The organism is Rosenbergiella gaditana, assembly GCF_018494065.1.
Lineage (GTDB): Bacteria > Pseudomonadota > Gammaproteobacteria > Enterobacterales > Enterobacteriaceae > Rosenbergiella > Rosenbergiella gaditana.
Genome location: NZ_JABBFR010000012.1, coordinates 28,795 through 46,459, shown reverse-complemented (window position 1 = coordinate 46,459; position 17,665 = coordinate 28,795). Strand labels below are relative to the sequence as shown.

The window sequence follows — 17,665 nt, the reverse complement described above, 5'->3', positions numbered from 1 at the left end:
GACATGAAATAATAAAGGGGATGTTAACGTGAATAAATCACAATTGGTTGATAAAATTGCTGCTGATGCAGATATTTCCAAAGCAGCTGCAGGACGTGTTTTAGACGCATTTATTGGTGCGGTAACTGAATCATTACAAGCTGGTGATGACGTTGCACTAGTCGGTTTCGGAACTTTCGCGGTGAAAGACCGTGCTGAGCGTACTGGCCGCAATCCGCAAACAGGTAAAGAAATTACTATCCCTGCAGGTAAAGTCCCTGGCTTCCGTGCAGGTAAAGGATTAAAAGACTCAGTTAATTAAGTCTTACTGAACCATGAAACTATTTCTTTCATGGAATGAGGACGCGATAACGCTTCTCATGTAACATAGAGGCACATCAAGCGATGTGCCTTTTTTTCTGGAAAGTTATATGGGTTGTCAAAGGCCACATCGGTCAGCGTTAAATTTACACCACAGTGGAGTGTTGCCAAATCATGATGGACAATTTACGCTCAGCGTCTAATCACGTTGTGCTTAAAATCATACTGGGAATAATCATTATTTCGTTCGTACTGACCGGTGTCAGTAATTATTTGATCGGCGGAAATCATGATTATGCTGCAAAAATTAACGGTGAAACAATTAGCCGAGCTCAATTCGAAAATGCGTTTAATAATGAACGCGCACGTCAGCAGCAGCAACTGGGTGAACAATATGCACAACTTGCGGGCAATGAGCAATTTATGCAACAGCTTCGTCAGCAAGCGCTCTCCCAACTTGTGGACCAAACGCTTTTACAACAATACGTGCATTCACTCAATTTAGCAGTGACGGATGCACAGATTAAGCAGGCTATTTTTGCTGTACCGCAATTCCAGACGAATGGTCGTTTTGATAACGCTCTTTATAACTCCGTGTTAAGCAGTGTTGGCTATACACCCGATAGCTACGCGGCTTCATTGCGTAAGAGTTTAGCTAATCAACAGTTGGCACAGGCGGTTGGTAATACTGACTTTGTTCTGAAAAGTGAAGCTGACCGGATCGCAAATCTCGTCTCCCAGCAACGTCAAATTCGTCAAGCTACGTTAAATATCGATGCCTTGGCTGCTCAGCAAAAAGTCGACGATGCTGAAATCAAAGGCTATTACCAATCTCATCAAGCCTCTTTCAAACTGCCTGAACAATTTAAAGTCAGCTATATCAAGCTGGATGCTAAGGCGATGCAAAAAGCGCCGACTGAGCAAGAAATTCAGACATGGTACGATAGCCATAAAGCCGATTACAGTCAGCAAGCACGTCAACGCTATAGTGTTATACAAGTCAAAACTCAGCAACAAGCGGACGATTTGTTGAAGCAATTACAACAAGGTGCTGACTTTGCTGATCTTGCGCGTCAAAACTCTCAAGATTCGGTTTCGGCTAAGCAAGGTGGCGATTTGGGATGGATGGAGAAAGATTCTATTCCTGACGAACTTACTTCGGCGAAGCTGACTGAAAAGGGTGCGCTCTCTGGCGTGATCAAAAGCTCTGTTGGATATTTACTTGTTCGTTTGGATGATCTCCAACCGGAACAACAGCAAGCGCTTTCAGTCGTTCATCAAGCCGTAGCAGATAAAGTGCAACAAGAGACGGCTATAAGTCAGTTTTATGCATTGCAGCAGAAAGTTAATGATGCTGCGAGCAATGACAATGATTCATTGGCTGCCGCTGAGCAGGTTGCTGGAACGAAAGCAGTTGAAACCTCTTGGTTCAGCCAGCAATCTGTACCGGACGCGCTAAACTTTGACCAAATCAAAGATGTTATCTTCAACGGTAGCTTATTGGGTGAACAAGGTACTCCTGGCAGTAACTCCAGCATCATCACCGTAGAGGGTGACCGTGCTTTTGTCGTGCGTATCTCTGCACATCAACCTGCTAAAGTGAAACCTCAAGCAGAGGTTACGGCGCAAATTACTGATGCCATTAAACACGATAAAGCGGTTACTGCAGCGAAAGCCCAGGCTGACTCGATAGTCACCGAGTTACGCCAAGGAAAAGAGACCCGCTTTACACAAGCAGGATTACACTTTGGCGCTATGCAAACCTTGCAACGCAATCAACAATCTGCCTTATCAGAGACGGTATTTGGCTTAACGCCGCCGCAAGGTACCACTCCAAGTTATAGCTTTACCCAAGGCAGCAACGGAAATGTTGTGATTATCGCCTTGGATAAAGTCATTACTGTAGAGATGCCTGCAGCGCAGAAAGCACAAATGGTCAACGGCATTGCGAATAATAATGCGCAGCTTGCCTTTACCTCACTGCTTGAGCAATTACGTCAGGAAGCGAAGATTAAGTATGGCGATGCGGTACAACTGCAATAACGCTCACAAATTCTTATCGTTTCTATGATAAATTAAAGGCCGCTTATGCGGCCTTTTCCATTTTTTTATGAGCTAAATTGGCAACCTCTTCTCTTCGGCATAGCCTGTCTATTCACCAAATAGGAGAGCTTTTATGTATCGTAAAAAAATGAATATTCTCGTTATAGTGTTCGCTGTGGTAAGTACTTTTACGCACGCTGGCAATCAACCGTCGGTAACGCCTAAACACACGGAAAAAAATGCTGAAGTCACGCAAAAATCGATCACAGATAAGGTCAATCTTAATACTGCGGATGCAGCAACCTTAGCCGATAAACTCAATGGAGTCGGGTTAAAAAAAGCGCAAGCCATTATTGAGTACAGAGAAAAATATGGCTTATTCACCGATGTAAAGCAGTTAGTTGAAGTACCAGGTTTCGGCGAAAACCTGGTAAATCGGGTGATTGCAAAGCTAACTTTATAGAAAGAGAGGGGTTACCGAGGTAACCCCTCTCTTTCTAGTTAAGCTGGTTTTTTTGCTTTAATTGTTGCAGGATTTTTTCTGGGGCATTGAGGTATTCATCTAGCCCTTTGGCCCGCAAATGGCAAGCGGCACACTCTCCGCAGCCCGAGCCGGCTATTCCATTGTAACAAGTCAGCGTATGGTCTTTAATTAAGGGCAGTTGCCCCCAATAGTCGGCAAGTGCCCAAGTTTCTGCCTTATTGAGCCACATCAATGGTGTTTCGAAACGAACGTCTTTAGCCATCCCGAGAACTACGGCTTGATTCAGCGCTTTGACAAATTCATCGCGACAATCAGGGTAGCCTGAAAAATCGGTCTCACAAACACCGGTGATCACCGCTTCTGCTTCCACCTGATAGGCATAAATCGATGCTAAGGTGAGAAACAGGATATTACGGCCCGGCACAAAGGTACTGGGTAGTTCAGTAGTGTCAGGTTGATAGCCGGGAACGGGAATATTGTCCCGCGTCAGACTACTAATAGCCAATTCGTTGAGCAAGGTCACATCCATGACTTTATGCGCAGCCACTCCTAATCGTTCAGTGAGTTGCTTGGCGATATCGACCTCTTGCTGATGACGTTGTCCATAATCGAACGTTATACAGTGAACCTCATCATAGTGTTGCATAGCTTGCACTAAACAGGTGGTTGAGTCTTGGCCACCACTAAATACGACAACTGCCTTTTTCATCTTTAGGGCCTCTATAGAAAATTTTCGCTATTTTACCTCGATAAGGGGAGTCACAGCAAAATTAGCAGTATGATAGTTCTCATTTCGCCCTGACCATAGGTATGTGCATGATAGATAAAACAGATCGTAAGTTACTCGCCTTACTGCAAGAGGATTGCAGTCTCTCTTTACAGGCCTTAGCTGATGCCGTGAACCTAACGGCCACGCCTTGTTGGAAGCGACTAAAAAAATTAGAAGAAGAGGGCGTGATTCGCTCACAGGTTGCGCTGCTAAATCCAGAAAAATTGGGACTCACTCTTACTGCATTTATGTTTTTAAAAACGTTACATCATAATCGTGAATGGTATATTGATTTTGTTCACCAGATCAAAACGATGCCTGAAGTGCTGGCTTGTCACCGCCTGACAGGCGAGTACGACTACTTATTACGTGTTCAGGTCAAAGATATGAAGTGCTACGACAGCTTTTACAAAACGCTGGTTAATAGTATCGAGGGGTTGAGTGTGGTGACATCAAGCTTCTCAATGGAGGAAATTAAATACACTACAGCCTTCCCGCTGTAATAGGTGCACTAAAATAGTTCTCACTGCTCTCGGGACGCACCCATTCGGTGCACCTTCCCTTCGCTCGCTTTAGCCAGTATGCCCTTATCATCCTTTTCTGAATGCCGGCATTGATTTGCAACATGGCACGTTTGTTGCTTAATCAGAAGAAATGTTGGCAGGATGTTTGGGGAAAATAAATGAAACTAGTGACGGTAGTGATCAAACCTTTCAAACTCGAAGATGTCCGTGAAGCGTTATCTTCTATTGGGATTCAAGGTCTAACAGTAACGGAAGTTAAAGGCTTCGGTCGCCAGAAAGGGCATGCAGAGCTCTATCGCGGTGCAGAATATAGTGTGAATTTCCTGCCTAAAGTCAAAATCGATATTGCGATTGCTGAGGATCAGCTAGAAGAAGTCATCGAGGTCATTACTAAGGCGGCTTATACCGGAAAGATCGGAGATGGCAAAATCTTTGTCTCGAATCTGGAGCGAGTGATCCGTATCCGTACCGGCGAAATTGATGAGTCGGCACTGTAATGTTATGCAGCGATTGGAGAAAAATATGAAAAAAATAGCATCACTACTCAGTTTCTTCGTTGCGCTAGGGCTACCGAACTTAGCCTTTGCAGCACCTGAGCCTACGGTTAGCGGCGCTGATAATGGCTTTATGATGATCTGCACGGCGTTAGTATTGTTTATGACCGTTCCAGGGGTGGCACTGTTTTACGGTGGCTTAATTCGTGGAAAAAACGTTTTATCATTGATGACCCAAGTATCAGTCACTTTTGCCCTAGTCTGTGTCGTGTGGGTGGTCTATGGCTACTCGCTGACCTTCAGTGAAGGGAACAACTTTTTTGGCGGGTTCCAATGGACACTATTAAAAGGTATTGAACTGAAAGCGGTAATGGGTAGCATTTATCAATATATCCATGTCGCCTATCAAGCCTCGTTTGCTTGTATTACTGTTGCCCTGGTGGTGGGGGCATTAGCTGAACGGGTTCGTTTTTCTGCGGTACTAATTTTCTCGCTATTATGGGTAACGTTCTCCTACTTCCCTATCGCTCACATGGTCTGGGCAAATGGTCTCTTAGCAAAAGATGGTGCCTTGGATTTTGCTGGGGGGACTGTTGTTCATATTAATGCAGCAATTGGTGGACTGGTGGGCGCATGGGTGTTAGGTAAACGTAGTGGTTTTGGTAAAGAAGCCTTTAAGCCTCATAACCTCCCAATGGTATTCACCGGAACCGCTATTCTCTATATTGGTTGGTTCGGGTTTAATGCAGGGTCGGCAGCATCAGCTAATGAAATTGCAGCTCTGGCTTTTGTGAATACTATCGTTGCGACAGCAGGTGCTATTCTATCCTGGACGTTTGGTGAGTGGGCCGTTCGAGGTAAACCCTCATTACTGGGTGCTTGCTCAGGTTTTATAGCGGGTTTAGTGGCCATTACCCCGGCCTGTGGCTATGTTGGGGTTGGTGGTGCGCTGGTCATTGGTGTTGTGGGTGGACTAGCAGGTATTTGGGGCGTCACTGGCTTGAAACGCTTCTTAAGAGTTGATGATCCTTGTGATGTATTTGGTGTACACGGTGTTTGCGGTATCGTTGGTTGCTTGCTCACGGGCGTTTTTGCATCGTCCTCGCTAGGCGGCGTAGGCTACGCAGAGGGTGTTACGATGGGGCATCAGGTTTGGATTCAGTTACTCAGTTGTCTAGTAACGATTGTCTGGTCCGGTGTCGTGGCATTCATTAGTTTCAAGATTGCCGATATGATGGTTGGTCTAAGAGTGAGTGAGGATTTAGAACGCGAAGGCCTTGATGTTAACAGTCACGGTGAAAACGCCTACAACCAATAATCCTGAATTGATGAATTATTTCAGCCTGGCAACGGACCAGGCTGAGTTTTTTATTGCTTATCACCGCGTTGCCGAATAATCCCTTCCTGTGCCGTTGAAGCAATTAATCTACCTTGCCGATCGTAAAATGCACCCCGTACAAATCCACGACTATTTTGAGCTGTAGGGCTCTCAATGTCATAGAGTAGCCAATCATTAATATTGATAGGGCGGTGGAACCACATTGAGTGGTCAACGGTCGCGACTTGCATATCTTCCTCTAAAAAACCTTTACCATGCGGCTGTAAGGCCACGGGAAGAAAATTTAGATCTGCAGCGTAGCCTAATAGAGCGCTGTGTAACGAAGAGTGCTCAGCAATCTGACCATTAGCTTTTAACCATAACTGACGTCGCGCTTCACTCACATGGCCTTTTAAGGGATTAAAGGGTTGAACGGGTCGGATCTCTAACGCCCTCTCTGCACTGAACGCTTTAACAAAACGTTGATTAATGGCGGTGGGTGATAACTGGCTAACCAACTCTTGCTCCGTCGCTAGCATCAGGGGGGAGGGGGCTGAAGGCATTATAGCCTGATGCGAAAAGCCAGGTTCTTCAGCGTGGAATGAAGCAGTCATAGTAAAAATTAGCTGTTCATTCTGTAAGGCTTTAACACGCCTTGCACTCAAGCTTCTGCCATCACGCAACACTTCCACTTCATAGTTAATTGGCAGAGTGCTATCGCCAGGACGTAGGAAATAGCTATGGCAAGAGTGGATAAGGCGTTCGTTGTGGGTGCTTTGTTGTGCGGCACTGATCGCTTGAGCAATCACTTGTCCCCCAAATACTTGACGAAGCCCTAGATTTTCACACTGCCCAATAAACTGCAGGGAATCGATTTTTCTTAGGCTGAGTAATTCGGTTAACGCGTTAAGCGCTTGACTCATTTGTCTATCCTCTTGAAGACTCATCCGACATAACATTAATTAAAATCAAAAAATAGCGGATTTAACAGGCATATTTTCGATTATGTGCCACAATTATTTTGTTACGATAGCTACCCTATTGGCAAAATTAAAACAATATTGTGGTTAGATTGGTTCAAAAGGAGAAGACATCAATGAAAACAAAACACGTATTGGGCGGATTACTTATCTCACTAGCAGTTACATCCTGCGCGAGCCACAGCGGTTCACCTGTGCCAATTGCTAACGACCCGACTACCAAAGCTGTTGCACCATTCTCACTAAGCGGTTCAGTCTTTGTCCATCAGCGTATGGCGATTCCTGCGAATGCCGCGCTAACAGTAACGCTATCTGATGTATCAGGCGGTCCTGGACAAACTAAAGTATTAGCGCAGCAAGTGCAGACATTGTCTGGTAAACAATCACCGTTTAACTATGTACTCCCGCTACAAGGCGTACAGCTTGGTGCGAATAGCCAAGCGTTGTTAACCGCAGCAATTACCTTGAACGGTAAAGTGATTTTTGCGTCTGAGAAACTACAATCTATCACTAGTGTAGCGAGCCAGAAAAAAGACATTAATTTAGTGGCTGTTCCACAAGTTGCTCTTCCGGTATCAGGGCAGTAGTGAGTAAGCGAGTATCGTTGGCGGACTATGGCCGCCAACGATATCTTTTCATATCAATTTTTCCTGCCTGAGTAACGTCAATCCCTTCCTTACGTAACGCATCGATTTGCTTACTTCCCTGCGAACCCGGTAATGAGATTTTTCCTTGCTGCGAAATAACACGATGCCAAGGTAACAGAGAGGTGTTGGGGAGAGACTTAAGTATTCTCCCTACTTGTCGTGCAGCGCGAGGATGACCTGCTAACAGTGCAATATCGCCATAACTGGCCACATTACCGTAAGGTATGGCATCGACGACTAACCAAACGCGCTGTTCAAACGAGGGTTCTTGAGGAGACATGTGAATAATTCATCCGTTGTGTAGTGGAATGCTTAATAAAACAGCGGTTGGTGCTATCGCGCTTGCATTTCTAACGCCCATCTACCATAATCTCACTCGCTCTTATGAGCAACTCAATGGGGACCTTGTTGGTTCTCCCGCAATGTTAACCTGTTAACCCGGTCAGGTCCGGAAGGAAGCAGCCGCAGCAGGTAACACATGTGCCGGGATGTCGCTGGCAAGGGCCCCACCCAATCCTTGTACCATCCTATAACATCACGTTCATAGCATCCTTGCCATAGACTCCTTTCACCTTGAGTGTTTCGCTAGCGGACGTATTTCCATACCGTTGCAGGAACTTTGTCGTATAACTTATTCATTGTTAGCTCAGCGAGACGGTGATCAGCGGCGGAGTAAAAAACCACTAATTCATCATCGGCTAACTCATATTTATTCTTCTCGATCACTCTCTCAAGTGTTTCAAGAGAGCGGCAACGTCTTAGACGCATCAAATAGTCATTCTTAGTCAATGGCAAGGTGTTGGTATTCATTATTATTAGTTACTCATACTTATTTATTGTTTTAATGAAAATATTGGAAAAGTGTATCGGACATTTGTTTCCATTGCGTTATTTCTTTGGGTGTTACGCCATAATTTCCCAATAACTGGGATGAATGGTCTAAAAATTGATCAAGCGCTTCGGTTAATGCAGTATCCCGTGAATATTTGATTCTGTAATTGATTCCTACATTAGCGATATGTTCAATGAAGTCGTTCAATAACAAAGATTCTATTGCGGTAGGGTCGTTCACAGTGAAAAGTGTATTTTCGCTGAGTAACAGTTCACATTCAGTATAGAGTTTTTCACAAAGATATTTTAGTTGCGCAATATCGAAATATTTTGGCGTATATTCATCCATCATTCACCTCTTCATCTTCAGATTGAAAAGTGATCGCGTAGTCGACACCAAATTTTGTCAGTCGCTTTATATTTCTGTCCTAGTCGGATGACGCTTGAACACATCACACCCTTACATTGGGTAAGATTACTTCAATTGTACGTGTATTCATCCTTTTAATAGATGGGTTTTAACTATCGACGACGACATATTTATTATAAACCACTTGGCTAAATTCAAAAAGCCTCAGTCAAAATCAATGGACAAAAATGATTAATAAATGATTACATTGTGGCGAAAAAAGGGCTGCCTAAGCAGCCCATGATAAGAAGAGAAGGGGATTACTGTTTTTTCTCTTTTTGTCCACCAAAGCGTCGGCGAACAACGACAAAGAAGACAGGTACAAGGAAGATCGCTAAACACGTCGCTGTCACCATTCCCCCAATAACTCCAGTCCCTACAGCATTCTGAGCACCGGAGCCTGCACCTGAACTGATCGCTAAGGGGAGTACACCCAGCATAAAGGCCATAGAAGTCATTAAGATCGGACGTAGACGCATGCGTACCGCATCCAGAGTTGCCTCCATAAGACCTTTGCCTTCCTTCATTAAATCGACCGCGAATTCAACAATCAAGATAGCATTCTTTGCAGATATCCCGACAGTGGTTAAGAGTCCGACGACAAAGTAAACATCGTTACTCATACCGCGAAGCGTTGTGAAGGCAAGGGCACCGATAACACCGAGTGGTACCACCAACATGACAGCGAAAGGTATCGACCAGCTCTCGTAGAGTGCGGCTAAACAGAGGAAGACTACAATCAACGAGATAGCATATAACGCTGGCGCTTGGTTTCCTGACATACGCTCTTGGTATGACATACCGGTCCACTGGTAACCAATACCTTGTGGCAGCTTGGAAGCCAATTGTTCCATCAAGTTCATGGCTTCACCGGAACTCTTACCGGGAGCTGCCTGACCGAGAATTTCCAATGAAGGTAATCCGTTATAACGTTCTAAACGTGGGGAACCGTACTGCCATTTCGCACTAGTGAAAGCTGAGAAGGGCACCATCTCGCCGTCACTGTTGCGTACATACCACTTATTGATATCGCTAGGCAACATACGGGAATCAGCTTCACCCATCACGTAAACTTTCTTCACCCGTCCACGGTCAATAAAGTCGTTGACGTAGTTACCGCCCCAGCTCGCACTGAGCGTGGTATTGATATCAGAGATTGACACGCCAAGCGCACGCGCTTTTTCTTGGTCAATGATGAGCTTATATTGCGGTGTATCTTCCAAACCATTAGGACGCATACCTACTAACACGTCAGGATGTTGAGCCGCCATACCCAGTAATTGGTTACGGGCTTGCATCAACTTGTCATGACCTAAGTTGGCATTATCCACCAGTTCAAAGTCAAAGCCTGTCGCATTACCCAGCTCGATAATTGCAGGAAGGTTGAACGGAATGACTATCGCATCTTTAATCTGGCCTAAGGCGACCATAGCGCGGCCTGCAATCGCCTCGACTTTGTCAGCGGCGGCTGTCCGCTCTTCCCAAGGCTTTAAGCTTAAGAAGGCGATACCGGTGTTTTGTCCGCGTCCGGCAAAACCAAATCCGTTTACCGTAAAGACAGATTTAACTGCCTCTTTCTCATGAGTAAGGAAGTAATCAGTAACCTGATCAAGCACCTTTTCGGTACGTTGTTGCGTCGCGCCTGCAGGTAATTGTGCCTGTACCACTAATATACCCTGATCTTCTTCAGGTAAGAAGGAGGTCGGTAATTTCATAAACAACCAAACCATTCCGGCCACGATCACGACGTAAATAATTAAGTAGCGGCCGGTACGGCGGATAATATGGCTGACACTGTTTACATAGTGGTTGGTGCTCTTATCAAACATTCTGTTAAACCAGCCAAAGAAACCTTTCTCTTTGTGGTCGTTATTATCATGTTTTTTAAGCAAGGTCGCACAGAGAGCAGGGGTCAAGATCATCGCAACCAGTACCGACAACACCATCGCTGAAACAATGGTAATCGAGAACTGACGGTAGATTACCCCGGTGGAGCCACCGAAGAATGCCATGGGAATGAAGACGGCAGAAAGGACTAAGGCAATCCCGACTAACGCACCTTGGATCTGCTCCATAGAGCGCTTAGTTGCCTCTTTAGGATCTAATCCTTCCTCCTCCATCACCCGTTCGACGTTTTCAACCACCACAATGGCATCATCGACCAAGAGTCCTATGGCGAGGACCAGTCCGAACATGGTGAGGGTGTTTATCGAGTAACCGAAGGCGCTAATTATGCCGAATGTTCCCAATAAAACGACCGGCACCGCGATGGTCGGGATTAGCGTGGCGCGGAAGCTTTGCAGGAACATATACATCACTAAGAAAACCAATACGATGGCTTCAAAGAGTGTTTTGACTACCTCAAAAATTGAGATTTTTACAAATGGAGTCGTATCGTATGGGTAAACCAACTTCATGCCATGCGGGAAGAAAGGTTCCATTTCTTTCAGGCGTGCTTTCACCGCGTTGGCGGTATCCAGTGCATTAGCCCCAGTGGCAAGTTTAATCCCTAACCCTGATGCAGGGTGACCATTGAAGCGTGCGACTACCTCGTAGTTCTCTCCCCCCAACTTAATTGTTGCAACATCACTTAGGCGGACGGTTGAACCATCGGTGTTAGTCTTTAACAAAATTTTCCCGAACTCTTCAGGACTGGTCAGTCGAGTCTGAGCAATAATTGAGGAGTTCAACTGTTGATCAGCAACAGCTGGCGCTCCTCCCAATTGCCCCGCGGAGACTTGGGAGTTTTGGGCTTTGATAGCGGTGATGATATCACTCGGGGTGAGGTTATAATTGACTAGCTTCGCAGGGTCCATCCAAATACGCATCGCGTATTGCGCACCGAACAGCTGCGTGTCGCCCACACCAGTCGTCCGACTGATCGGGTCTTTGACGTTAGAGGAGATATAATCGGCAAGGTCATTCATATCCATAGTGCCGTCTTCACTCACAAACCCCGCAACCATCAAGAAGCTACTGGAGGATTTTTGAACGTTAATCCCCTGTTGTTGGACTTCTTGCGGCAGCAATGGCATCGCTAGCTGCAGTTTGTTCTGAACCTGAACCTGCGCAATATCTGCATCGGTTCCTGACGCGAAGGTCAGCGTTAACTGCAAGTTACCAGAAGAATCACTGTTAGAGGACATATAGAGCAGTCCATCTAATCCATTCATGTTCTGTTCAATAACCTGAGTCACAGAGTCTTGTAATGTTTTCGCATCAGCGCCCGGATACGCAGCGCGAACCTGTACGGCGGGTGGTGCAACTTCGGGATACTGCTCGATCGGAAGTTTCATGATCGATAGCGCCCCGACCATCATAATAACGATGGCGAGTACCCAAGCAAATATGGGGCGATCTATAAAGAACTTAGCCATATGTCAGTGGCTCCTGTTAACGCAAAAATTATTCAGACTGCGTCGATGCAGTATCATCTTTCTGGTCAGCGCTGACTTCTTTCGGTGAGACTTTCACACCTTGAACGGCACGTTGAACACCAAGAGAAATCACGCGATCTCCCGCCTTGAGGCCAGAGGTTACCAGCCATTTATCACCAATTGCCTCTTGGGCAGTCACTTGGCGAACGTCGACTTTGTCCTCAGCATTGACGATCATCGCGGTGGCTTGACCAGTAGGCGTACGGGTAATGGCTTGTTGTGGAACGAGCAGGGCATTTTGGTTAACGCCTTCCTCTACACGTGCGCGAACAAACATCCCCGGCAGCAAGCTGTGATCAGGATTAGGGACAATGGCACGCAACGTGATGGAACCCGTAGTTTGATCGACAGTCACATCAGAAAACTCTAAGGTTCCCTTTTGTTTCAAGGTGGTACCATCGTTTAACACGATAGTGACAGGGGCTTTACCTTCACCTTGCGTCAGCTCACCGGACGATAACTGATTACGTAAACGCATAAAGTCGTCGCTGGATTGCGTTAAGTCAACGTAGAGCGGGTCAAGTTGCTGAACGGTCGCCAAGGCAGTAGTTTGACCATTCTGTACCAAAGCACCTTCGGTGACGGCTGTTTTACCGATACGACCAGAAATCGGTGACGAGACTTTGGTGTAGGCGAGGTTAATGCGCGCATTTTCCACCGCAGCCTGCGCTGAGCGAACCGCTGCATTATTCTGCGCTAAGGTAGCGGCTGCCGTGTCGTAGTCTTGTTGGCTTATGTATTTTGTGCCTAACAAGGGTTTATAACGGTTCAGCGTCACTTGTGCGATACGCGCGTTCGCTTGGGCTTTAGCGAGATCTCCTAGCGCACTGTTATAGGTTGCTTGATAAGGTGCTGGATCAATTTGGTAAAGGGATTCACCCGCTTTAATATCAGTCCCTTCTACGAAATTGCGCTTTAAGATGATCCCTGAAACCTGAGGGCGTACTTCAGCTACACGATAAGCAGAGGTTCTTCCTGGTAACTCAGTAGTCATATCTATAGGGGCGGCTTTCAACGTGACAACACCGACTTCAGGCGCAGATTTTTGTGCGGACTGTTGCGATTTATCATCACAACCACTTAGCACAACTGCGCCTGATAACATCAGAATTGCTGCCAGAGGTGTCAATCCTCTGTTCATTTTCATAGTAAAACCTCTACTCGTCCGGAATTAAGTACGCGACAATAAATGGTGTCGAGAAATGTGTGTAAAGATAATGCGTGTTATAGTACATATATACATGAATGTATGTAAGCATTAGTGCAACAATTATTCTAACAATAACGCAGAATTTAAAGCTAAATAATTCACTATGGCACGAAAAACTAAAGCACAAGCGCTGGAAACCAAATCTTTACTCATTGAAGCCGCGATCGATTGTTTCGCCGGTCGAGGTGTTTCCGCCACATCGTTATCTGATATCGCTGAGCATGCAGGCATGACCCGCGGTGCTATTTATTGGCACTTCAAAAACAAGACGGAACTATTCAAAGCGATCTGGGTAAACAGTGATGAGGAGATCGACCGTCTACACCTCGAGTTTGCTTCTCTCTATCCTAACGATCCGCTTGGGCAATTAAAGCACTTTTTAATCTCTTTTTTGCAATCTTTAGTCGTCGATGAGCGTCGGCGTAAAATTATGGAAATTATTTACCATAAGTGTGAGTTCGTAGGGGAGATGCAATCTATAAACCAACTTGATCAAAAATTAGTTTTAGAAGATTACCCTAAGATTGCCGAAAAACTGTCCCTCTGTATTCATGCTCAGCAATTACCGAGCACTCTGGATACGCAGCGTTCTGCTGTGGTGTGTAGAGCCTACATTACAGGTATCATTGAAAATTGGTTATTTTCACCCGCTAGTTTTGATATGAAGGCACTTGCCCCAACGTTAGTGCAGGCTATGATAGATTTATTACAATATAGCCCGTCTTTGCGTATTACGCCTCACGCTGAATCCGATGATAACGTTTCTTGATCTAATTTATGTTGAAAATCTCGCTCTACGATTTTTAAGGCCTCTAACACTACCTGAATTGGAAGATTATGGTTTTCCAGCAGCATAATGAGATCAATCGCTAATTGAGTTTCGAGGGGAGCGGAATGTAACGACATACGTAAAGCGCCTGCAATAGTAGAAAGGAGTGAGTAGCCGTCGAGTTCATCAACTCATTACGACATATTTTTCTTCCAAGAATAGTCTTTTTGCGCAGTTTGACAACGGGTTAGACGTTGTCGAGTGCTCGCCAAGGTTGACAGCAATTGCTGCTGTTCGTGAAAACCGCTAGCGGTAGCCACCTGATGCTCAAGGTCGGCAACCATTTTCAACAACCTGCGCTCATAGCCAGCCAGCTCTTCTTGTGGTGTGACGATATTGATTTTTCCAGCTGGAAGGGTGTGAATGACTTTCTGTATCGCCTGACATTGTTCAACCAGATGTTCGAGTTGCCACTGTTTGGTTGATAGACTGGGATCGCTTTGCTCAAGATTATTGAGCGTATGAGCACATTCTTGTAAGTAGCCGTTCAGCGTGGCGTAATGATTTTTGAAGAGTTGTCGTTCGAAACCGATAGCTTTTAAGCGAGGGTTGCCCAGCCCCTTAACCTGATTGGTTAGATGATCCACGAGTTTACGTAGCTGGTTAATGACGACTTTCTGGTTCATAGAGTTGCATTTATCCTTTACTTTGCTTAAATTTGACGGTTTTGATGCGTAGGCGGCAATTTCTTCATCGCACATATCCTGTTAGTACAGGGCGCCTCACTCTTCACATGTCACCAGGCACAATATCATGACCACTACACACCACGCTCAACTCGCACTGATCAAAGACAGCATTTGCAGTGTACCCGACTACCCAAAGCCAGGCATACTGTTTCGCGATGTCACGAGCCTATTAGAAGACCCACAGGCCTACGCTGCTACGATTGAACTTATCGTCGCACGTTATCGCGATAAAGGGATCACCAAAGTGATAGGAACTGAAGCGAGAGGGTTCTTATTCGGCGCGCCGGTAGCTTTAGGATTAGGGGTTGGATTTGTTCCGGTTCGTAAACCCGGTAAGCTGCCTCGTGCGGTTTGGCAGGAAACCTATGTGCTGGAGTACGGTACAGATGCCCTCGAAATCCACCAAGATGCACTCACTGAAAACGATAAGGTGCTGGTTGTTGATGACTTACTCGCAACAGGTGGGACGATAGAAGCGACAGTTAAGCTTATTCGTCGCGCGGGTGCTCAGGTAGAAGATGCTGCATTCGTGATTAATCTTTTCGATCTCGAAGGAGAGCGCCGATTGAATCAGCTTGGCCTCAACTGCTTCAGTGTTGTTGACTTCCCGGGTCACTAATATCCTCATTCGGGCTTGGCTTAAAATAGATGGGCAACGCTCGACCAGACTGCTAAACTGAGCGCATTACGCTACGGTAAGCATCGTCATGTGACGGCCGCGTGAGTGAGCGCGGTTGTCGGTATTTAACTCCTATCAAGTGATACGATCTCCATGAGTTATCAGGTTCTCGCACGAAAATGGCGACCACAAATTTTTTCTGATGTTGTGGGTCAGGAACATGTATTAACCGCGCTGGCTAACGGTCTAAACCTTGGCAGACTGCATCACGCTTATCTTTTTTCTGGCACACGCGGTGTCGGGAAAACCAGTATCGCCCGACTGTTTGCCAAAGGGTTAAATTGTGAAACGGGTATCACGGCTACCCCTTGCGGAAAATGCGATAACTGTATTGAGATAGAGCAGGGACGTTTTATCGATTTAATTGAAATCGATGCCGCTTCGCGTACACGTGTGGAAGATACTCGGGAGTTACTGGATAACGTCCAATATGCGCCGGTTCGTGGCCGCTTTAAAGTTTACCTTATTGACGAAGTCCATATGCTGTCACGGCATAGTTTTAATGCATTACTAAAAACGCTTGAAGAGCCGCCTGAGCATGTAAAATTTTTACTCGCGACCACTGATCCGCAAAAACTTCCCGTCACTATTCTGTCCCGCTGCTTACAGTTTCACTTAAAAGCATTGGATACCGATCAGATTCAACAACAACTGTCTCATATTCTGAATAGTGATCAGATTAGTTTTGACGTACGGGCATTGCAATACTTATCGCGCGCGGCACAAGGTAGTTTGCGCGACGCACTGAGTCTGCTTGACCAAGCGATTGCCGCAGGGGATGGGCGCGTTACCGATCATGACGTCATGCAGATGCTAGGCACCCTTGATGATGAACAGCCGTTAGGGTTAGTCGAAGCATTGGTTAAAGGTAATGGCGAGCGTGCCTTGTCTCTGGTGGCGGAGGCAGCTAGCCGAGCGACTGAATGGGATGCCTTGCTGGCCGAAATGCTCAGAGTTTTGCACACCATTGCGATGTTGCAACTGATACCCGACTCATTGAATGAAGCGTATCGACAACATGAAACCCAACTACGCGAATTAGCGCGTCGCGTCCCCCCGGAAGATCTCCAGCTTTATTACCAAATTATCTTAACCGGGCGTAAAGAGCTACCCCTTGCGCCTGAAGCGCGTATGGGGATTGAGATGACGCTACTGCGTGCGTTGGCTTTTCATCCTTTAAACGCTGGATCGCCGAAGCCATCGCCCGCGCCACAGACTCGAGAAGCGATACCGGAAAAACCCGTCGCGCCCACCCCAGCCGAGGTATCATCGCCAACACAGGCGGTGGGAAATGATGCCACCAGTCAATTACTGCAAGCGAGAACGGCTTTGATGCGGCAAGGGGCTTCCCAAGCAAAAAAGAGTGAGCCGGTTGCGTCGAGTCCGCGACCGGCACAATCGGCGCTTGAGCGATTAGCGACGCTCACTGAGCGTAAAGCGTCTGCAGTGGGACACCCCCCGAGCGAGAACGTTGTTAAGAAAAAAGAGAGCTACCGGTGGACATCGCAACGTACTGAAGAGGCGACGGTAGTCTCTGTTGCAACCCCTAAGGCGCTGCGTAGCGCACTAGAGCACGAGAAAAATCCAGAACTCATGCAGCAATTGATTGTGGAGACCTGCCAACGCGATCCGTGGGCGGCACAGATTGCTGGCATGTCGCTCCCTAAATTGGTGCAGCAATTGGCCCTAAATAGCTGGAAACAGCAGATCGATAAGCACATTGTGATTAAACTGCGCAGTCATCAGAAGCATTTAAATTCCAGCTCGGCGCAGCAGGTACTGACCAACGCCTTTCATCAGTTATTGGGAGAAACGGTTGAACTCACGATTGAGTCCGATGATAATCCTGAACACTTAACGCCACTCGAATGGCGTCAGGTCATTTATGAAGAGCGTTTACTGCAGGCTAAAGAGGCTGTCATAAATGATTCACATATCCAGACTTTGCGTAAAATGTTTGATGCAGAGGTGGATGAAGAAAGTATACGTCCCGTTTAACACCGCTACAGGCCATCATAGGAT

Annotated in this window: 19 protein-coding genes, 1 other RNA gene and 1 other annotated feature; of the genes, 11 read left to right on the top strand and 9 right to left on the bottom strand. The window is 46.2% G+C overall.

Annotated elements, in window-relative coordinates:
* Positions 1-28 precede the first annotated feature (28 nt).
* From hupB to HH682_RS09975, 3 genes are all read left to right on the top strand, one after another.
* A complete protein-coding gene (gene hupB, locus HH682_RS09985) occupies positions 29-301 on the top strand; it encodes a nucleoid-associated protein HU-beta (protein ID WP_214237417.1) in 273 nt (90 codons plus the stop codon).
* Positions 302-474: 173 nt separating this feature from the next.
* Positions 475-2,343 carry a peptidylprolyl isomerase gene (ppiD, locus tag HH682_RS09980; protein ID WP_214237416.1) on the top strand — a complete coding sequence of 623 codons (1,869 nt, stop codon included), beginning with the start codon at positions 475-477 and terminating at the stop codon, positions 2,341-2,343.
* A gap of 133 nt (positions 2,344-2,476) precedes the next feature.
* Positions 2,477-2,806, top strand: coding sequence for a ComEA family DNA-binding protein (locus HH682_RS09975; RefSeq protein WP_214237415.1), 330 nt, complete (start codon positions 2,477-2,479; stop codon positions 2,804-2,806).
* 34 nt (positions 2,807-2,840) lie between these two features.
* Here the strand turns inward: HH682_RS09975 and queC are convergent, their stop codons facing one another.
* Entirely contained in the window at positions 2,841-3,536 is a 696-nt protein-coding gene (queC, locus tag HH682_RS09970) for a 7-cyano-7-deazaguanine synthase QueC (RefSeq protein WP_214237414.1), read from the bottom strand.
* A gap of 107 nt (positions 3,537-3,643) precedes the next feature.
* Here queC and HH682_RS09965 point away from each other — a divergent pair, with 107 nt between their 5' ends.
* From HH682_RS09965 to amtB, 3 genes are all read left to right on the top strand, one after another.
* Positions 3,644-4,099 carry an Lrp/AsnC family transcriptional regulator gene (locus HH682_RS09965; protein WP_214237413.1) on the top strand — a complete coding sequence of 152 codons (456 nt, stop codon included), beginning with the start codon at positions 3,644-3,646 and terminating at the stop codon, positions 4,097-4,099.
* Between the two features lie 179 nt (positions 4,100-4,278).
* Positions 4,279-4,617: a P-II family nitrogen regulator gene (gene glnK, locus HH682_RS09960; protein ID WP_092675984.1), complete on the top strand. Its 339-nt coding sequence runs from the start codon at positions 4,279-4,281 to the stop codon at positions 4,615-4,617.
* 25 nt (positions 4,618-4,642) lie between these two features.
* Positions 4,643-5,932 (top strand): ammonium transporter AmtB, encoded by a 1,290-nt coding sequence (amtB, locus tag HH682_RS09955; protein WP_214237412.1) that lies wholly within the window; start codon positions 4,643-4,645, stop codon positions 5,930-5,932.
* Positions 5,933-5,982: 50 nt separating this feature from the next.
* Here the strand turns inward: amtB and HH682_RS09950 are convergent, their stop codons facing one another.
* Complete coding sequence (locus HH682_RS09950) at positions 5,983-6,855, bottom strand: acyl-CoA thioesterase domain-containing protein (RefSeq protein ID WP_214237411.1); 873 nt, start codon at positions 6,853-6,855, stop codon at positions 5,983-5,985.
* Between the two features lie 173 nt (positions 6,856-7,028).
* On the opposite strand from HH682_RS09950, the gene HH682_RS09945 reads away from it, so the two are divergent.
* Positions 7,029-7,499, top strand: a complete 471-nt coding sequence (locus HH682_RS09945) for a YbaY family lipoprotein (RefSeq protein WP_214237410.1) — start codon at positions 7,029-7,031, stop codon at positions 7,497-7,499.
* A gap of 25 nt (positions 7,500-7,524) precedes the next feature.
* On the opposite strand, the gene HH682_RS09940 is transcribed toward HH682_RS09945, so the two are convergent.
* Complete coding sequence (locus HH682_RS09940) at positions 7,525-7,839, bottom strand: MGMT family protein (RefSeq protein ID WP_214237409.1); 315 nt, start codon at positions 7,837-7,839, stop codon at positions 7,525-7,527.
* Between the two features lie 126 nt (positions 7,840-7,965).
* Here HH682_RS09940 and ffs point away from each other — a divergent pair.
* Positions 7,966-8,062: signal recognition particle sRNA small type (gene ffs / locus HH682_RS09935), an RNA gene on the top strand.
* Between the two features lie 82 nt (positions 8,063-8,144).
* On the opposite strand, the gene HH682_RS09930 is transcribed toward ffs, so the two are convergent.
* From HH682_RS09930 to HH682_RS09915, 4 genes are all read right to left on the bottom strand, one after another.
* Positions 8,145-8,369, bottom strand: coding sequence for an HHA domain-containing protein (locus HH682_RS09930; RefSeq protein ID WP_214237408.1), 225 nt, complete (start codon positions 8,367-8,369; stop codon positions 8,145-8,147).
* Positions 8,370-8,400: 31 nt separating this feature from the next.
* Positions 8,401-8,742 (bottom strand): Hha toxicity modulator TomB, encoded by a 342-nt coding sequence (gene tomB / locus HH682_RS09925; RefSeq protein ID WP_250318653.1) that lies wholly within the window; start codon positions 8,740-8,742, stop codon positions 8,401-8,403.
* Positions 8,743-9,059: 317 nt separating this feature from the next.
* Positions 9,060-12,176: an efflux RND transporter permease subunit gene (locus HH682_RS09920; RefSeq protein WP_214237407.1), complete on the bottom strand. Its 3,117-nt coding sequence runs from the start codon at positions 12,174-12,176 to the stop codon at positions 9,060-9,062.
* Positions 12,177-12,204: 28 nt separating this feature from the next.
* Positions 12,205-13,383: an efflux RND transporter periplasmic adaptor subunit gene (locus HH682_RS09915; protein WP_214237406.1), complete on the bottom strand. Its 1,179-nt coding sequence runs from the start codon at positions 13,381-13,383 to the stop codon at positions 12,205-12,207.
* 166 nt (positions 13,384-13,549) lie between these two features.
* On the opposite strand from HH682_RS09915, the gene acrR reads away from it, so the two are divergent.
* Complete coding sequence (gene acrR / locus HH682_RS09910; protein ID WP_214237405.1) at positions 13,550-14,215, top strand: multidrug efflux transporter transcriptional repressor AcrR; 666 nt, start codon at positions 13,550-13,552, stop codon at positions 14,213-14,215.
* On the opposite strand, the gene HH682_RS09905 is transcribed toward acrR, so the two are convergent.
* A complete protein-coding gene (locus tag HH682_RS09905) occupies positions 14,185-14,352 on the bottom strand; it encodes a DUF2496 domain-containing protein (protein ID WP_214237404.1) in 168 nt (55 codons plus the stop codon). The genes acrR and HH682_RS09905 overlap by 31 nt on opposite strands.
* Before the next feature lie 57 nt (positions 14,353-14,409).
* Positions 14,410-14,901 (bottom strand): primosomal replication protein PriC, encoded by a 492-nt coding sequence (gene priC, locus HH682_RS09900; RefSeq protein WP_214237403.1) that lies wholly within the window; start codon positions 14,899-14,901, stop codon positions 14,410-14,412.
* Positions 14,902-15,028: 127 nt separating this feature from the next.
* Between priC and apt the strand changes: the two genes are divergently transcribed.
* Together apt and dnaX are read left to right on the top strand one after the other, a co-directional pair.
* Positions 15,029-15,583 carry an adenine phosphoribosyltransferase gene (gene apt / locus HH682_RS09895; protein ID WP_214237402.1) on the top strand — a complete coding sequence of 185 codons (555 nt, stop codon included), beginning with the start codon at positions 15,029-15,031 and terminating at the stop codon, positions 15,581-15,583.
* A gap of 153 nt (positions 15,584-15,736) precedes the next feature.
* The gene (gene dnaX / locus HH682_RS09890) at positions 15,737-17,641 is read left to right on the top strand and encodes a DNA polymerase III subunit gamma/tau (RefSeq protein ID WP_214237401.1); all 1,905 of its coding nucleotides are present in this window, start codon (positions 15,737-15,739) and stop codon (positions 17,639-17,641) included.
* Positions 16,980-17,041: a sequence feature (DnaX frameshifting element), on the top strand. It overlaps the preceding gene by 62 nt.
* Positions 17,642-17,665: the final 24 nt, after the last annotated feature.

Coding starts and splice junctions, on each gene's coding strand:
- ppiD (WP_214237416.1), top strand. CDS start 475: ATGATGGACAATTTACGCTCAGCGTCTAATCACGTTGTGCTTAAAATC.
- HH682_RS09975 (WP_214237415.1), top strand. CDS start 2,477: ATGTATCGTAAAAAAATGAATATTCTCGTTATAGTGTTCGCTGTGGTA.
- queC (WP_214237414.1), bottom strand. CDS start 3,536: ATGAAAAAGGCAGTTGTCGTATTTAGTGGTGGCCAAGACTCAACCACC.
- HH682_RS09965 (WP_214237413.1), top strand. CDS start 3,644: ATGATAGATAAAACAGATCGTAAGTTACTCGCCTTACTGCAAGAGGAT.
- glnK (WP_092675984.1), top strand. CDS start 4,279: ATGAAACTAGTGACGGTAGTGATCAAACCTTTCAAACTCGAAGATGTC.
- amtB (WP_214237412.1), top strand. CDS start 4,643: ATGAAAAAAATAGCATCACTACTCAGTTTCTTCGTTGCGCTAGGGCTA.
- HH682_RS09950 (WP_214237411.1), bottom strand. CDS start 6,855: ATGAGTCAAGCGCTTAACGCGTTAACCGAATTACTCAGCCTAAGAAAA.
- HH682_RS09945 (WP_214237410.1), top strand. CDS start 7,029: ATGAAAACAAAACACGTATTGGGCGGATTACTTATCTCACTAGCAGTT.
- HH682_RS09940 (WP_214237409.1), bottom strand. CDS start 7,839: ATGTCTCCTCAAGAACCCTCGTTTGAACAGCGCGTTTGGTTAGTCGTC.
- HH682_RS09930 (WP_214237408.1), bottom strand. CDS start 8,369: ATGAATACCAACACCTTGCCATTGACTAAGAATGACTATTTGATGCGT.
- tomB (WP_250318653.1), bottom strand. CDS start 8,742: ATGATGGATGAATATACGCCAAAATATTTCGATATTGCGCAACTAAAA.
- HH682_RS09920 (WP_214237407.1), bottom strand. CDS start 12,176: ATGGCTAAGTTCTTTATAGATCGCCCCATATTTGCTTGGGTACTCGCC.
- HH682_RS09915 (WP_214237406.1), bottom strand. CDS start 13,383: ATGAAAATGAACAGAGGATTGACACCTCTGGCAGCAATTCTGATGTTA.
- acrR (WP_214237405.1), top strand. CDS start 13,550: ATGGCACGAAAAACTAAAGCACAAGCGCTGGAAACCAAATCTTTACTC.
- HH682_RS09905 (WP_214237404.1), bottom strand. CDS start 14,352: ATGTCGTTACATTCCGCTCCCCTCGAAACTCAATTAGCGATTGATCTC.
- priC (WP_214237403.1), bottom strand. CDS start 14,901: ATGAACCAGAAAGTCGTCATTAACCAGCTACGTAAACTCGTGGATCAT.
- apt (WP_214237402.1), top strand. CDS start 15,029: ATGACCACTACACACCACGCTCAACTCGCACTGATCAAAGACAGCATT.
- dnaX (WP_214237401.1), top strand. CDS start 15,737: ATGAGTTATCAGGTTCTCGCACGAAAATGGCGACCACAAATTTTTTCT.